14 protein-coding genes are annotated in these 13904 nt (G+C 68.7%); 10 read left to right on the top strand and 4 right to left on the bottom strand.

Annotated features, from left to right (window positions below; translation table 11 throughout):
• The first annotated feature begins 15 nt into the window (after window positions 1-15).
• The 6 genes from AC07UH_RS02030 to AC07UH_RS02005 all read left to right on the top strand — a co-directional run bounded on the left by AC07UH_RS02030 (window position 16) and on the right by AC07UH_RS02005 (window position 6348).
• Window positions 16-1596, top strand: coding sequence for a lysine--tRNA ligase (locus AC07UH_RS02030; RefSeq protein ID WP_495179505.1), 1581 nt, complete (start codon window positions 16-18; stop codon window positions 1594-1596).
• A 213-nt stretch (window positions 1597-1809) separates the two neighbouring features.
• Window positions 1810-3018 (top strand): MFS transporter, encoded by a 1209-nt coding sequence (locus tag AC07UH_RS02025; RefSeq protein WP_038664132.1) that lies wholly within the window; start codon window positions 1810-1812, stop codon window positions 3016-3018.
• Entirely contained in the window at window positions 3005-4234 is a 1230-nt protein-coding gene (locus AC07UH_RS02020; RefSeq protein WP_137898418.1) for an MFS transporter, read from the top strand. Before AC07UH_RS02025 ends, AC07UH_RS02020 begins: the two co-directional genes overlap by 14 nt.
• A gap of 133 nt (window positions 4235-4367) precedes the next feature.
• The gene (gene epsC, locus AC07UH_RS02015; RefSeq protein ID WP_495179506.1) at window positions 4368-5336 is read left to right on the top strand and encodes a serine O-acetyltransferase EpsC; all 969 of its coding nucleotides are present in this window, start codon (window positions 4368-4370) and stop codon (window positions 5334-5336) included.
• A complete protein-coding gene (locus AC07UH_RS02010) occupies window positions 5336-6115 on the top strand; it encodes a gamma-glutamyl-gamma-aminobutyrate hydrolase family protein (RefSeq protein ID WP_495179507.1) in 780 nt (259 codons plus the stop codon). The genes epsC and AC07UH_RS02010 overlap by 1 nt, the downstream gene beginning before the upstream one ends.
• A complete protein-coding gene (locus AC07UH_RS02005) occupies window positions 6112-6348 on the top strand; it encodes a hypothetical protein (protein WP_038664143.1) in 237 nt (78 codons plus the stop codon). Before AC07UH_RS02010 ends, AC07UH_RS02005 begins: the two co-directional genes overlap by 4 nt.
• A gap of 157 nt (window positions 6349-6505) precedes the next feature.
• Here AC07UH_RS02005 and AC07UH_RS02000 read toward each other — a convergent pair whose 3' ends face one another.
• From AC07UH_RS02000 to sucC, 3 genes are all read right to left on the bottom strand, one after another.
• Window positions 6506-7435: an electron transfer flavoprotein subunit alpha/FixB family protein gene (locus AC07UH_RS02000; protein ID WP_495179508.1), complete on the bottom strand. Its 930-nt coding sequence runs from the start codon at window positions 7433-7435 to the stop codon at window positions 6506-6508.
• The gene (locus AC07UH_RS01995; protein ID WP_495179509.1) at window positions 7432-8178 is read right to left on the bottom strand and encodes an electron transfer flavoprotein subunit beta/FixA family protein; all 747 of its coding nucleotides are present in this window, start codon (window positions 8176-8178) and stop codon (window positions 7432-7434) included. Before AC07UH_RS01995 ends, AC07UH_RS02000 begins: the two co-directional genes overlap by 4 nt.
• Before the next feature lie 212 nt (window positions 8179-8390).
• On the bottom strand, window positions 8391-9590 hold the full coding sequence (sucC, locus tag AC07UH_RS01990) for an ADP-forming succinate--CoA ligase subunit beta (RefSeq protein ID WP_137898414.1): 1200 nt from the start codon (window positions 9588-9590) through the stop codon (window positions 8391-8393).
• Window positions 9591-9721: 131 nt separating this feature from the next.
• On the opposite strand from sucC, the gene AC07UH_RS01985 reads away from it, so the two are divergent.
• A complete protein-coding gene (locus AC07UH_RS01985; protein WP_495179510.1) occupies window positions 9722-10240 on the top strand; it encodes a sterol desaturase family protein in 519 nt (172 codons plus the stop codon).
• A gap of 24 nt (window positions 10241-10264) precedes the next feature.
• Window positions 10265-10600, top strand: a complete 336-nt coding sequence (locus AC07UH_RS01980; protein ID WP_038664156.1) for a PilZ domain-containing protein — start codon at window positions 10265-10267, stop codon at window positions 10598-10600.
• A gap of 71 nt (window positions 10601-10671) precedes the next feature.
• Here the strand turns inward: AC07UH_RS01980 and AC07UH_RS01975 are convergent, their stop codons facing one another.
• A complete protein-coding gene (locus AC07UH_RS01975) occupies window positions 10672-11607 on the bottom strand; it encodes a ribose-phosphate pyrophosphokinase (protein ID WP_137898411.1) in 936 nt (311 codons plus the stop codon).
• Between the two features lie 117 nt (window positions 11608-11724).
• On the opposite strand from AC07UH_RS01975, the gene gltX reads away from it, so the two are divergent.
• Window positions 11725-13053: a glutamate--tRNA ligase gene (gltX, locus tag AC07UH_RS01970; protein WP_495179511.1), complete on the top strand. Its 1329-nt coding sequence runs from the start codon at window positions 11725-11727 to the stop codon at window positions 13051-13053.
• A 141-nt stretch (window positions 13054-13194) separates the two neighbouring features.
• The gene (locus AC07UH_RS01965; RefSeq protein WP_495179512.1) at window positions 13195-13869 is read left to right on the top strand and encodes an energy transducer TonB; all 675 of its coding nucleotides are present in this window, start codon (window positions 13195-13197) and stop codon (window positions 13867-13869) included.
• Window positions 13870-13904: the final 35 nt, after the last annotated feature.

The following is a 13904-nucleotide window of genomic DNA, read 5'->3' as shown; positions in this document are numbered from 1 at the left end:
AGTCCCGCGCGCACCATGACCGATATCGACCTGCGATCCGCCGCCCTCGACTCCAAGGCCTGGCCCTATGAGGAGGCGCGCAAGCTCCTCAAGCGCTATCCCGACGGCAAGGCGGATGGCAGTCCGATCCTGTTCGAGACCGGCTATGGCCCCTCGGGCCTGCCGCATATCGGCACGTTCAACGAAGTGTTGCGCACGACGATGGTGCGCAACGCCTTCCACGCGCTCTCCGACCAGCCGACGCGGCTGATCGCGTTCAGCGACGATATGGACGGCCTGCGCAAGGTGCCCGACAACGTCCCCAACGGGGACATGCTGCGCGAACATCTCGGCAAGCCGCTGACGCGCATCCCCGATCCGTTCGGCAAGTTCGACAGTTTCGCCGCGCACAACAATGCGATGCTGCGCCAGTTCCTCGACCGCTTCGGCTTCGATTACGACTTCGCCTCGTCGACCGACTATTACGAGGGCGGCCGGTTCGACGATGCCATCAAGGGCGTGCTGCGCCACTATCGGGGCATCCTCGACGTCATGCTGCCGACGCTGCGCGCCGAGCGCCGCGAGACCTATTCGCCGGTGCTGCCGGTCAGCCCGACCACGGGCATCGTGCTGCAGGTGCCGGTCGAGGTGGTCGACCCGCAAGCCGGCACGATCGCCTTCACCGACGAGAGCGGCGAACGCGTCGTCCAGTCGGCGCTTGGCGGTCTTGCGAAGCTGCAATGGAAGGTCGACTGGGCGATGCGCTGGGTCGCGCTCGGCGTCGATTACGAGATGGCGGGCAAGGACCTGATCGATTCGGTGACGCAGAGTTCGAAGATCGCGCGGGTGCTCGGCGGCCGTCCGCCCGAGGGCTTCAACTACGAGATGTTCCTCGACGAAAAGGGCGAGAAGATCTCCAAGTCGAAGGGCAATGGCCTCAGCCTCGACCAGTGGCTGACCTATGGCCCCGAGGAAAGCCTCGCCTTCTTCGCCTATCGCGAGCCCAAGAAGGCCAAGGCGCTGCATTTCGGCATCATCCCGCGCGCGGTCGACGATTATTGGCAGTTCCGCGGCAATTATCCGACGCAGGAGATCGCGCAGCGGCTCGGCAATCCGGTGCATCATATCCACGACGGCAAGGTGCCGACCGCGACGCTGCCGGTCACCTTCGGCCTGCTGCTCAACCTCGTCGGCGTGATGGGCGAGGCGAGCAAGGAGCAGGTCTGGGGCTATCTGCGCAACTACGTCCCCGACGCGACGCCGGAGCGCGACCCCGAACTCGACCGGCTGATCGGCTATGCGCTGGCCTATGCCCGCGATTTCGTCGCGCCGACGCTCAAGCGCCGTGCGCCGGAAGGCGTCGAGGTCGCAGCGCTACGCCGGCTCGACGCCGATCTCGCCGCCTTGCCCGCCGAGGCGAGCGCGGAGGATATCCAGAACGTCGTCTACGAGATCGGCAAGACCGCCGGCTTCGACACGCTGCGCGACTGGTTCAAGGCGCTCTACGAGACGCTGCTGGGGTCCGAGCAGGGCCCGAGGATGGGCAGCTTCATCGCGCTGTACGGCATCGCCAACAGCCGCACGCTGATCGCCGAGGCACTGGCGAAGGCCTCTTAATTCTTCCCCCGCTAGGGGGAGGTGGCAGGCCGAAGGCCTGACGGAGGGGGAGGATACGGTGAGCTTGCCGTATGAGGAAACGCCCCCTCCACCATTCGCTTACGCGAATGGTCCCCCTCCCCCGCTGCGCGAGGGAGGACTTTGCGGCGGAACCACCCCCGCCCGTCGGCCGTTGAATTGCTGCAACGCAGCAACGGCGGCTAGAAGATCCACATGACCCTACGCCAAACCGCCGAGGCCCATCCGGGCCTCGTCCATCTCGCGCTCGCCGTCGGCGGCTTCGCGATCGGTACGACCGAATTCGCGGCGATGAGCCTCGAACCCGATCTCGCGCGTGGGCTCGGCATCGATGCGCCGACCGTCGGCCATGTCATCAGCGCCTATGCGCTCGGCGTCGTCGTCGGCGCGCCGACGATCGCGGTGCTCTCGGCGAAGATGTCGCGGCGCACCTTGCTGATCGGCCTGATGGCCTTGTTCGCCATCGGCAATTGCCTGTCCGCCCTCGCGCCGAGCTATGGCTGGATGCTCGTCTTCCGCTTCCTCGCCGGCCTGCCGCACGGCGCCTATTTCGGCATCGCCTCGCTCGTCGCCGCGTCGCTGGTGCCCGCCGACCGGCGAACGCAGGCGGTCGGACGGGTGATGCTCGGCCTCACCGTCGCGACCATCGTCGGCGTGCCCTTCGCCACGTTGCTCGGCCAGATCGCCAGCTGGCGCTGGGTGTTCGGGCTCGTCGCGCTGCTCGCGCTCACCACCGCCGGCCTCGTCGCGTTGCTCGCGCCGGTCGACGCGCCCGATCGCGATGCGAGCCCCTTGCACGAACTCACCGCGCTGCGCCGCCCGCAGGTGTGGCTGACGCTCGGCATCGGCGCGATCGGCTTCGGCGGCATGTTCGCGGTCTACACCTATCTCGCCGCGACATTGGTCGAGGTCACCGGCCTCACGCCCCGCAGCGTGCCGCTGATGCTCGCGGTGTTCGGCACCGGCATGACGCTCGGCAACCTCGTCGTGCCGCGCTTCGCCGACCGCGCGCTGATGCCGACCGCGGGCGTGCTGCTGCTCTGGTCGGCGGCGGCGCTGTTGCTCTACCCGCTCGCCGCCGGCAACGTCTGGACGATGACGCTCGACGTCTTCGCGATCGGCCTCGGCGGCGCGCTCGGCGCGGTCCTGCAGACGCGGCTGATGGACGTCGCCGGCGATGCCCAGTCGCTCGCCGCGGCGCTCAACCATTCGGCGTTCAACACCGCCAATGCGATCGGACCATGGCTTGGCGGCCTCGCCATCGCCGCCGGCTTCGGCTGGACCTCGACCGGCATCGTCGGGTGCGGGCTGGCGCTCGGCGGCCTGGCGATCTGGGGAATCGCGCTGATCGTCGAGCGCGGCCTGCCGGCGTTCGCGATCGGGCGGCGTCATGCCCGCCAGTGACCCGCGGCTGGCGAAGGGGACGCCCGCCTACCGGCGGCTGACCCTCGCCATGCTGTTCGCCGGCTTCTCGACCTTCTCGCTGCTCTATTCGGTGCAGCCGCTGCTGCCGCTGTTCGCCGCCGATTATCACCTCAGCGCCGAAGCGGCGTCGCTGGCGGTGTCGCTCGCCACCGGGCCGCTGGCGATCGGCATCCTGTTCGCCGGCATCCTCTCCGATCGCGTCGGGCGGCGGCCGTTGATGGTCGCCGCGATGTTCGCCGCCGGCGCGCTGACCCTCGCCGCCGCGCTGGTGCCGGGCTGGACGACGTTGCTCGCGCTGCGGCTGCTCACCGGCGTCGCGCTCGCCGGCGTGCCTGCGGTGGCGATGGCCTATGTCGCCGAAGAGGTCGACGTCGCCTCGGTCGGTGCGGCGATGGGCCTCTACATCGGCGGCAGCGCGATCGGCGGCATGGGCGGGCGCCTCGTCGCCAGCCTCGTCGCCGATGTCGCCGACTGGCGCTGGGCGCTGGGCAGCGTCGGCCTCGCCGGCCTCGTCATGGCCGAGGCGTTCCGCCGCCTCGCGCCGCCGTCGCGCGGCTTCGTCGCCGGCGCCGGCGGCAGTCCGCTCGCCGGCGCTGCGGCGCTGTTCCGCGACCGGGCATTGCCGCTGCTCTATGCCGAGGCGTTCCTGCTGATGGGCGTCTTCGTCACCATCTACAATTACGCCGGCTTCCGCCTGCTCGCCCCGCCCTACGGGCTCAGCCAGGCGGCGGTCGGCGGCGTCTTCCTCCTCTATATCCTCGGGTCGGCGAGTTCGGCGCTGTTCGGATCGTTCGCCGGCACCGTCGGGCGGCGGCGCGTCTTCTGGCTGCCGATCGTGCTGCTGATCGCCGGCGTCGCCGCGACCGAGGCACGCGCACTGGTCCTCATCATCCTCGGCATTGCTTTGGTCACGATCGGCTTCTTCGGCGCGCATTCGATCGCGAGCGCCTGGGTCGGCCGCCGCGCGCGGGCCAATCGCGGCCAGGGCGCCGCTTTCTACCTGTTCTTTTATTATCTGGGGTCGAGCGTGCTCGGCTCGGCCGGCGGCTTCGCCTGGACGCACGCCGGCTGGCCGGGCGTCGCGCTCTTCTGCCTCGCGCTCGGCGGCCTCGCGCTGCTGCTCGGCGTCGTGCTCGCGCGCATCCCGCCGCTGCCCGACCCCGAAATAAGCCAGCCTGCCGCGGTCGAGCCGTGAACCGATGAGTCGTTCTTGGCGACGGGATAGCTTTTCTTCCTATTCCCACTAAGCCGATGGGATATCTTCCACGCTGGAGGTATCGGACGATGACGACGCTGTATTCCGCCGATCGACCGCGCAGGGTGCGCCGGTGACGGCCGCTGCCGCCCCGCTGCCGTCGCGCACCCCCGGCGCCACGCTCGGCGAGGCGGTCGATGCGTTGCGCGCCGCCCGCGCCGATTGGCGCACGCGGCAGACCCCGGCCCGCGCCGCCGCCGCCTTCCCCTCGCGCGGCGCGATCGAGCGAATCGTCCTGCTCCTCGCCGAGGCGCTCTATCCCCGCCGTCTCGGCCTGCAGCAGATCGCACCGGCGGACGAGGACCGGTTCGTCGCCGCCAAGCTCGGCAGCGCCTTCACCGAGCTGGAGCGCGAGATCGGCCATGAGCTCGGCTATTGGCAGGCGGAGGCGCGCACCGCCTTCGATCCCGACCAGGCCGCGACGATCGTCCGCCTGTTCGCCGACACGCTCGGCGACATCCGCCGGCTGATCGACAGCGATGTCGAGGCTGCCTTCCTCGGCGACCCCGCCGCGGGCAGCACCGACGAGATCCTCGTCTGCTATCCCGGCGCGATCGCCAGCCTGCACCATCGCATCGCGCATCAATTGTACGACCTCGGCGCGCCGATCGTCGCGCGGCTGATCTCCGAACTCGCCAACGAACGCACCGGGATCGACATCCATCCGGGCGCGCGGATCGGCGAACGCTTCTTCATCGATCACGGCACCGGCGTCGTCATCGGCGAAACCGCGATCGTCGGCACCGGCGTGCGCCTCTACCAGCATGTCACGCTCGGTGCGCGCAGTCCGCTCGGCGCCGCGCGGCGCGGTCCGCGCGAACGTTATGCCCGCCATCCGATCGTCGGCGACGACGTCGTCATCTATGCGGGGGCGACGATCCTCGGCCGGGTGACGATCGGCGCGGGCGCGACGATCGGCGGCAACGTCTGGCTGCTCGACGACGTGCCGCCCGGCGGCGTGGTGGTGCAGCCCGAAGCGAAGTTGCTCGCGCCCTCCGCCGGCCATGCGTTGCGCGACACGCTCGTCGCGGCGGTGGTGTGATGGGGCGCCGTGCCGATCCCGAACGACGCCCGGTCATCGGCGTGCTCTGCTGCAACGAGATGGCGGAGCGCCCGGTGCAGGCCGTCGCCAGCCGCTTCGTCGCGCCGCTCACCCGCCTCGCCGGTGCGACGGTGCTGCTCGTCCCCGCCCTGCCCGACGCCACCGATGTCGCGACGCTCACCGCGGTGCTCGACGGGCTGCTGCTGACCGGATCGCGCTCGCATGTCGCGCCGTGGCGCTATGGCGCGCGGCCGCTGCCCGACGACCAGATCGTCGATGAGGATCGCGACGAGGTCGCGCTGGCGCTCGCCGGCGGGATGATCGAGGCGGGCAAGCCGGTGTTCGGCATCTGCCGCGGCCTGCAGGAGATCAACGTCCTGTTCGGCGGCAGCCTGTGCGCCGCCGCCGACGCCGGCCGCCATCATCGCGGCGCCTGGTCGGGCGATTACGATTCGCTGTTCCACCACGGCCACGACGTCGAACTGTGCGCGCGCGGCCGGTTGGCCGACGCCACCGGCGTGCAGCGGGTGCGGGTCAATTCGGTCCACCAGCAAGGCATCGACCGTCTCGGCAGCGGCCTGACGGTGGAGGCGATCGCGGCGGACGACGGGCTGATCGAAGCCGTGTCGGCGCGGCCGTGCGGGGCCGACGTGCTCGGCGTCCAATGGCATCCCGAATGGGATACGGCGAACTCGCCTGCGAGCCGCGCCTTCTTTTCCCTGATCGGCGCCGGCCTGCGCGGCGGCACCGACCCAGTTTCAACACGGAGGACTGAATGAAGATCACGATCCTGGCTCCGGCGCTTGCGCTCGCTGCCCTGAGCCTCGCCGCCTGCGGCCCCAAGACCGACGCCGGCAACAATGCCGCCGCCACCGACACGCTGACCCTCAACGAGGAAGGCGACGCCGGCTTGAGCAACAGCGGCGACTTCGCCACCGGTAACGACATCACGCTCGCCAATGACGCGGCCGCCGACAACGCGCTCGCGCCGGCCGCGGGCAACGCACTCTAAGCTTTCGGTTCGACGAACACGCCAGGTCAGCTCCCTAGGCGTAGACTGCGGCTCGACATTGCTGGTGTCGGGCCGCTTTTTTGCGTGCGACGCCGCTCCGTGTCACGGGCGGGCGCATCGCAGCGGCGAGCAGGCTTCGCTGCCCGCCGCCTTGGCCTCACAGCTTCTCGGTCAGCTCCGGCACGACCTTGAACAGGTCGCCGACCAGGCCGATGTCCGCGACCTGGAAGATCGGCGCATCCTCGTCCTTGTTGATCGCGACGATGACCTTCGAATCCTTCATCCCCGCGAGATGCTGGATCGCGCCCGAAATGCCGACCGCGATATAGACTTCCGGGGCGACGATCTTGCCGGTCTGGCCGACCTGATAGTCGTTGGGGACATAGCCCGCATCAACCGCGGCGCGGCTCGCACCGACGCCGGCGCCGAGCTTGTCGGCGAGCGGCTCGATGATCGAATGGAAGTTCTCGCCATTCTGCAGCGCCCGGCCACCCGAGACGATGATCTTGGCGCTGGTCAGCTCGGGCCGCGCGTTCTGCGCGATCTCGGCGTTGACGAAGCGCGACACGCCGGTGTCGCCCTGCGACGCCACCGCCTCGATCTCGCCCGATCCGCCCTCGGTCGCCGCCTTTTCGAAGGCGGTGCCGCGAACGGTGATCACCTTCTTGGCGTCCGACGACTGGACCGTCGCGATCGCATTGCCGGCGTAGATCGGCCGCGTGAACGTGTCTTCGCTCTCGACCGACAGGATGTCGCTGATCTGCATCACGTCGAGCAGCGCGGCGACGCGCGGCGCGACGTTCTTGCCGGTGGTGGTCGACGGCGCGACGAAGGCGTCGTGATGCCCCATCAGCTCGACGACGAGCGGCGCGATATTCTCGGCCAGCGCATGCGCGTAGGCGACGTCGTCGGCGACGTGCACTTTGCCGACGCCGGCAATCTTCGCCGCCGCCTGCGCGACGCTGTCGACGCCTTGGCCGGCGACCAGCAGATGGACCTCGCCGAGCTGCGACGCGGCGGTCACCGCGGCGAGCGTGGCATCCTTGACGGCGCTGCCGTCGTGTTCGACCCAGACGAGCGTCTTCACTTGGCAATCCCCATCGCATGCAGCTTGGTGACGAGTTCGTCGACATCGGCGACCTTGACGCCCGCCTGGCGCTTGCCCGGTTCGACGACCTTGAGCGTCGTCAGCCGCGGCGTGACGTCGACGCCGTAATCGGCGGCGGTCTTCTGCGCGAGCGGCTTCGACTTGGCCTTCATGATGTTGGGCAGCGACGCATAGCGCGGCTCGTTGAGGCGCAGGTCGGTGGTGACGATCGCCGGCAGCAGGAACGAATCGGTCTCGAGCCCGCCGTCGACCTCGCGCGTCACCGTGACATTGCCGTCGCCCAGCTCGACCTTCGACGCGAACGTGCCCTGGCCCCAGCCGAGCAGGCCGGCGAGCATCTGGCCGGTCTGGTTGTTGTCGTCGTCGATCGCCTGCTTGCCGAGGATGACCAGCTGCGGCTGCTCCTCCTCGACGATCTTGGCGAGGATCTTGGCAACGCCGAGCGGCTCGACCTTGGTATCGCTGGTGACGAGGATCGCGCGGTCGGCGCCCATCGCCAGCGCGGTGCGCAGCGTCTCCTGCGCCTTGGGCTCGCCGATCGAGACGACGACGATCTCGGTGACGCCTTTTTCCTTCAAACGGATGGCTTCCTCGACCGCGATCTCGTCGAACGGGTTCATGCTCATCTTGACGTTCGCCAGATCGACGCCCGTCCCGTCCGCCTTCACGCGGGGCTTCACGTTGTAGTCAAGCACACGCTTGACCGGCACCAGCACCTTCATCAGCTTCCTTCCGATTGCGCCCTCGACACCCGTTTCCGGCGTCGCATCGGCGGGTGAGATGGCTATTTTCCGCGGCTTTCGCAAGTCCGGTACGGGAAATGCCGCTTGCCGTAGCGGCAGTCTTCCTGTGCCAAACGAATCGGGCCCGGACATGATGCCCGGGCCCGAAGATTTTTACGCATCTTCTTCCCCGCGCGGGGAAGCGCGACGGATCACGCCGCCTTCTGCACCTCGGCGACGATCTTCTTGGCGGCATCGCCCAGGTCGTTCGCCGGCACGATCGCGAGGCCCGAATTGGCGAGGATGTCCTTGCCGGCCTGCACGTTGGTGCCTTCGAGGCGGACGACGAGCGGCACCGACAGATTTACTTCCTTCGCCGCGGCGACGATGCCCTCGGCGATGATGTCGCACTTCATGATGCCGCCGAAGATGTTGACCAAGATGCCCTTCACCGCCGGATCGGCGAGGATGATCTTGAACGCCGCGGTTACCTTCTCCTTGTTGGCGCCGCCGCCGACGTCGAGGAAGTTGGCCGGGAACATGCCGTTGAGCTTGATGATGTCCATCGTCGCCATCGCGAGGCCGGCGCCGTTGACCATGCAGCCGATATCGCCGTCGAGCTTGATGTAGGCGAGGTCGTACTTCGACGCCTCCAGCTCCATCGCATCCTCTTCGGTGGTGTCGCGCAGTTCCATCAGGTCCTTGTGACGGAACATCGCGTTGCCGTCGAAGCCGACCTTGGCGTCGAGGACCATCAGCTTGCCATCATCGGTGACGGCGAGCGGGTTGATCTCGATCTGCTCGGCGTCGGTGCCGAGGAAGGCGTCGTACAGCTTTGACGCGACGTTGGCGGCCTGCTTGGCGAGGTCGCCGGTCAGCTCGAGCGCGGCGGCGACGGCGCGGCCGTGGTGCGGCATGAAGCCGGTCGCGGCGTCGATGTCGATGCTGTGGATCTTCTCGGGCGTGTCGTGGGCGACGGTTTCGATGTCCATGCCACCCTCGGTCGAGGCGACCATCGAGACGCGGCCGGTTGCGCGGTTGACGAGCAGCGCGAGGTAGAATTCCTTGGCGATGTCGACGCCGTCGGTCACGTACAGGCGGTTGACCTGCTTGCCGGCGTCGCCGGTCTGGATCGTCACCAGCGTGTTGCCGAGCATGTCGGTCGCCGCGGCGCGGACCTCCTCGGCGGTCTTGGCGAGGCGGACGCCGCCCTTGGCGTCCGGGCCGAGTTCCTTGAACTTGCCCTTGCCGCGGCCGCCGGCGTGGATCTGCGCCTTGACGACGTAGAGCGGTCCGGGAAGCTTCTCGGTGGCTGCGACGGCCTCTTCGACGCTGAGCGCGGCGAAACCGGCGGGAACGGGGACGCCGAACTTGGCGAGCAGTTCCTTGGCTTGATATTCGTGGATGTTCATGGCCTGCCTCGCGTTATGCTATGAAGAGGAGATTGGTGCGGCCTTTTGCACAGGCGGCGCGCCGAATCCACCCCGGATCGACAACCACGCTCGATCGTTATTGCAATCGCATCGCATTAGACGGAACGCTTATGCCCTGGCTCCACGGCATCCCCCTCTTCCTCGTCACCGTGATCGGCATGGAGGCGTTCGCTTATGCCGCGCACCGCTGGGTGATGCACGGCCCGGGCTGGTTCCTGCACGCGAGCCATCACCGCAAGCGGACAGGCGTATGGGAGCTCAACGACCTCTATGCCGCGATCTTCGCGGTGCCGTCGTTCGTTCTGCTGCTCGGCGGGCTGCAATGGGGCTGGTGGCCGGGATTCGTCTGGATCGGCGCGGGGATCGCCGCCTACGGCGCGATCTACTTCGGTTTTCACGACATCATCGTTCACCAGCGGATCCCAACGCGCTATCTCCCGAAATCGGCGTACATGCGGCGCATCGTCCAGGCGCATCGGCTGCATCACGTCGTCGAGACGCGCAAGGGCAACGTCAGCTTCGGCTTCCTCGTCGCGCCGCGACCCGAAGACCTCAAGGCCGAACTCAAACGACGCGGCCGGCAGGGGGTGCGCGCACCGGCCGCGGAGCAGACGTTGGCAGAAAAGTAACCAATCGCTGCCAGTGTCGCGGCCATGGAACAGCCGACCTTCACGCCACCCTACGACCCGGTCGAACCGGGTGAGGAAGCCCGCCAGGCGTTGCGCAAGTCGGTCAAGATGCGGGCGCATCTGCGCGACCGCGGCCAGACGCGATTCGAGATCGAGGTGACCGATCTGTCGCTCTCGGGCTTCCGCGCCGAGACGAGCTTCACCTTGTGGCCGGGAACGGTCGTGTGGCTGACGCTGCCGGGTCTTGCGGGGCTGGAGGCGGTGGTCGCGTGGCGCGACAAGTTCAAATACGGCTGCGCCTTCGCCAAGCCGCTGCATCCGGCGGTGTTCGACCATATCGTCGCGCTCTCGCAACGCTGAGCGGCACGCAGCGACGGGGGCTGTCGCTTACCCCGTGCTGCCTTTTCACAAACGAAACCGCGCGGCGGCCGTCAATCGAACAGCGACGACACGCTGGTCTCGTCGGCGATTCGCTTGATCGCCTCGCCGAGCAGCGGCGCGATCGGCAGGTGGCGGATCTTGGCCGCCTTGCCGATCGATTCGTGATTGCCGATCGAATCGGTGATCACCAGCTCGCGCAGCGCCGAGCCCTCGACCCGCGCCACCGCGCCGCCCGACAGCACGCCGTGCGTGACATAGGCGACGACATCCTCCGCCCCCGCCTCGCGCAGCGCCGCCGCAGCGTTACACAGCGTCCCGGCCGAGTCGACGATATCGTCGATCAGGATGCAGAAGCGCCCCTCGACGTCGCCGATGATGTTCATCACCTCCGATTCGCCGGCGCGTTCGCGCCGCTTGTCGACGATCGCCAGCGGCGCATTGTCGAGTCGCTTGGCGAGCTGGCGCGCGCGCACCACGCCGCCGACGTCGGGCGAGACGACCATCAGGTTCTTGCCCTTGAAGCGCGCGTTGATGTCCGCGCTCATCACCGGCGCGGCATAGAGATTGTCGGTCGGAATATCGAAAAAGCCCTGGATCTGACCGGCATGCAGGTCGACCGACAGCACGCGGTCGGCCCCGGCGACGGTAATCAGATTGGCGACCAGCTTGGCCGAGATCGGCGTGCGCGGGCCCGGCTTCCGATCCTGCCGGGCATAGCCCATATAGGGGATCACCGCGGTGATCCGCCGCGCCGACGCGCGCTTGAGCGCGTCGATCATGATGAGCATTTCCATGAGGTTGTCGTTGGCCGGGAAGCCGGTCGACTGGAGCACGAAGACGTCCTCGCCGCGTACGTTCTCCTGGATCTCGACGAAGATCTCCTCGTCGGCGAAGCGGCGGACCAATGCATCGGTCAGCGGGATCTCGAGATAGGCCGCCACCGCCCGCGCGAGCGGAAGGTTCGAATTGCCGGTCATCAATTTCATTGGTCAGCTCCCGCCCGTATCGCCCCGCGCCTTAGAGCCACCGTCACAAAATCGAAAGCATCGAGACGCGAAGGCCACATGCTTGTCGCCGCGCGGCCGACTGACTAGGCCGCAGCGATGACCGTCACCACCCGCTTCGCTCCCTCGCCCACCGGCATGCTGCACGTCGGCAACATCCGGGCGGCGCTGCACAATTGGATGTTCGCGCGGGGTCAGGGCGGGCGTTTCGTGCTGCGCATCGACGATACCGATGCCGAACGGTCGGAAGAGCGATTCGTCGCGGCGATCCGCGCCGATCTCGGCTGGCTCGGCCTCACCCCCGACACAGAGGTGCGCCAGTCGGAGCGATTCGCGCTCTACCAGCAGCGGTTCGACGCGCTGGTCGCGGCGGGGCGGATCTACCCCGCCTATGAGACCGCGCAGGAGCTCGACCTCAAGCGCAAGATCCTGCTCGGCCGCGGCCTGCCGCCGGTCTACGACCGCGCCGCGCTGGCGCTGGGCGATGCCGAGCGTGCGAGGCTGGAGGCGGAGGGCATCCGCCCGCACTGGCGCTTCAAGCTCGACCATGACGCGCCGATCGCCTGGGACGATCTGATCCGCGGGTCGCAGAGCTTCGATCCGAAGACGATGAGCGATCCGGTGATCCGCCGCGCAGACGGCTCGTGGCTGTATATGCTGCCCTCGGCGATCGACGACGCCGATCTCGGCATCACGCACGTTGTCCGCGGCGAGGACCATGTCTCCAACACCGCGCTGCAATTGCAGATGTTCGACGCGATGGGGGTGGCGCCGCCCCGCTTCGCGCACGAGGCGCTGCTGACCGGCGCGGAGGGCAAATTGTCGAAGCGGCTGGGCTCGCTCGGCGTCGATCATTTCCGCGAGGCGGGGATCGAGCCGCAGGCGGTGATCGCCCTGCTCGCGCGGATCGGCACCAGCGATCCGGTCGAGCCGCTCGCCGATCCCGCGCCGCTGATCGCCGCGTTCGACTTCGCGCGCTTCGGCCGGGCGCCGGCGCGGTTCGACGAAGCGGAACTGGCGCAGGTCAATGCGCGCATCGTCCACCAATTGCCGTTCGATGCGGTCGCCGATCGCCTGCCCGTTGGCATGGGCGCGGCGGAATGGGATGCGGTACGCCCCAATCTGACCCGCGTCGCCGAGGCGGCGGACTGGTGGCAGGTGATCGAGGGGCCGATCGCCGCCCCCGCGTTCGACGACGAGACGCGGGCCTATCTGGCGCTGGCCGCCGCCGCCGCGGAGGCGATCGACTGGGCGGGCGACCCGTGGCACGCGCTCACCGCCGCGCTCAAGGACACGACCGGCCGCAAGGGCAAGTCACTGTTCCTGCCGTTGCGGCAGGCGCTGACTGGCCGCGATCACGGCCCGGACATGGCGGCGCTGCTGCCGCTGATCGGGCGCGACCGCGCACTGGCGCGGCTGTCCGCCTAGCCCGCCGTCCGGGCGCCCACCCCATCGGGCAGGATGACGCTCTGCGCGCCGTGCACCGACACTTGACGCCGTAACGATACAACGTACCATCCATGTACTGCAGGAGAATCGATCGAGTCGCACCCTTCAAGGAGACGGACGATGTACGCCGACCGCTACGCCCAGCCGACCCGTTTCAACCCCGGCGGCCTCACCGCCGCGATCGCGATCAACGCCGCGCTGGTCGCCGCGCTGATGTTCACCGGCCCGAAGATTCTCACCGGCGCTCCCGAGCATGTGCTCGAAACCCGCAACATCCCGCTCGACCCGCCGCCGCCCGAACGGCCGGTGCCGCAGCCCCGGCCGCAGGAGCGGGTCGCCAATCGCCCGACCGAGCAGATCATCGCGCCGATCCCGCCGATCGCAATCCCGTCGACCTCGGACTTCACCACCAGCGCCGTCGACCCGACCCCGCCCGCCGGTCCGACGATCGGCACCGACCCCGGCCCGGCCGCCGCCGAGCCGGCCGCCCCGCCATTGCCGCCGCTGGTAGGGCCGCAGATCGACCCGCGCTATGCCGACGCCTTCCAGCCGGTCTATCCCGCCGTCGAGCGCCGCGCCAACCGCGACGGCCGCGTCACGGTGCGCGTGCTGATCGGCACCGACGGCCGGGTGAAGCAGATCGAGCGGCTCAGCGCGACCAGCGACGCCTTCTGGCAAGCGACGATGGAGCGCGCCACCCGCGCCTGGCGCTTCAAACCCGCCACCCGCGGCAGCGTGCCGGTCGAGGCGTGGCGGACGATGACGCTGACCTTCCGCATGGAGGATGCGGACTGAGGCGCGCGGTTGCCCCACCCGTCGCGTCCCCCCGG

This window comes from Sphingomonas sp. GW821-FHT04B01 (assembly GCF_059420425.1).
Note: the sequence above shows the minus strand (reverse complement) of the source record. Positions and strands in the feature narration are given on the sequence as shown.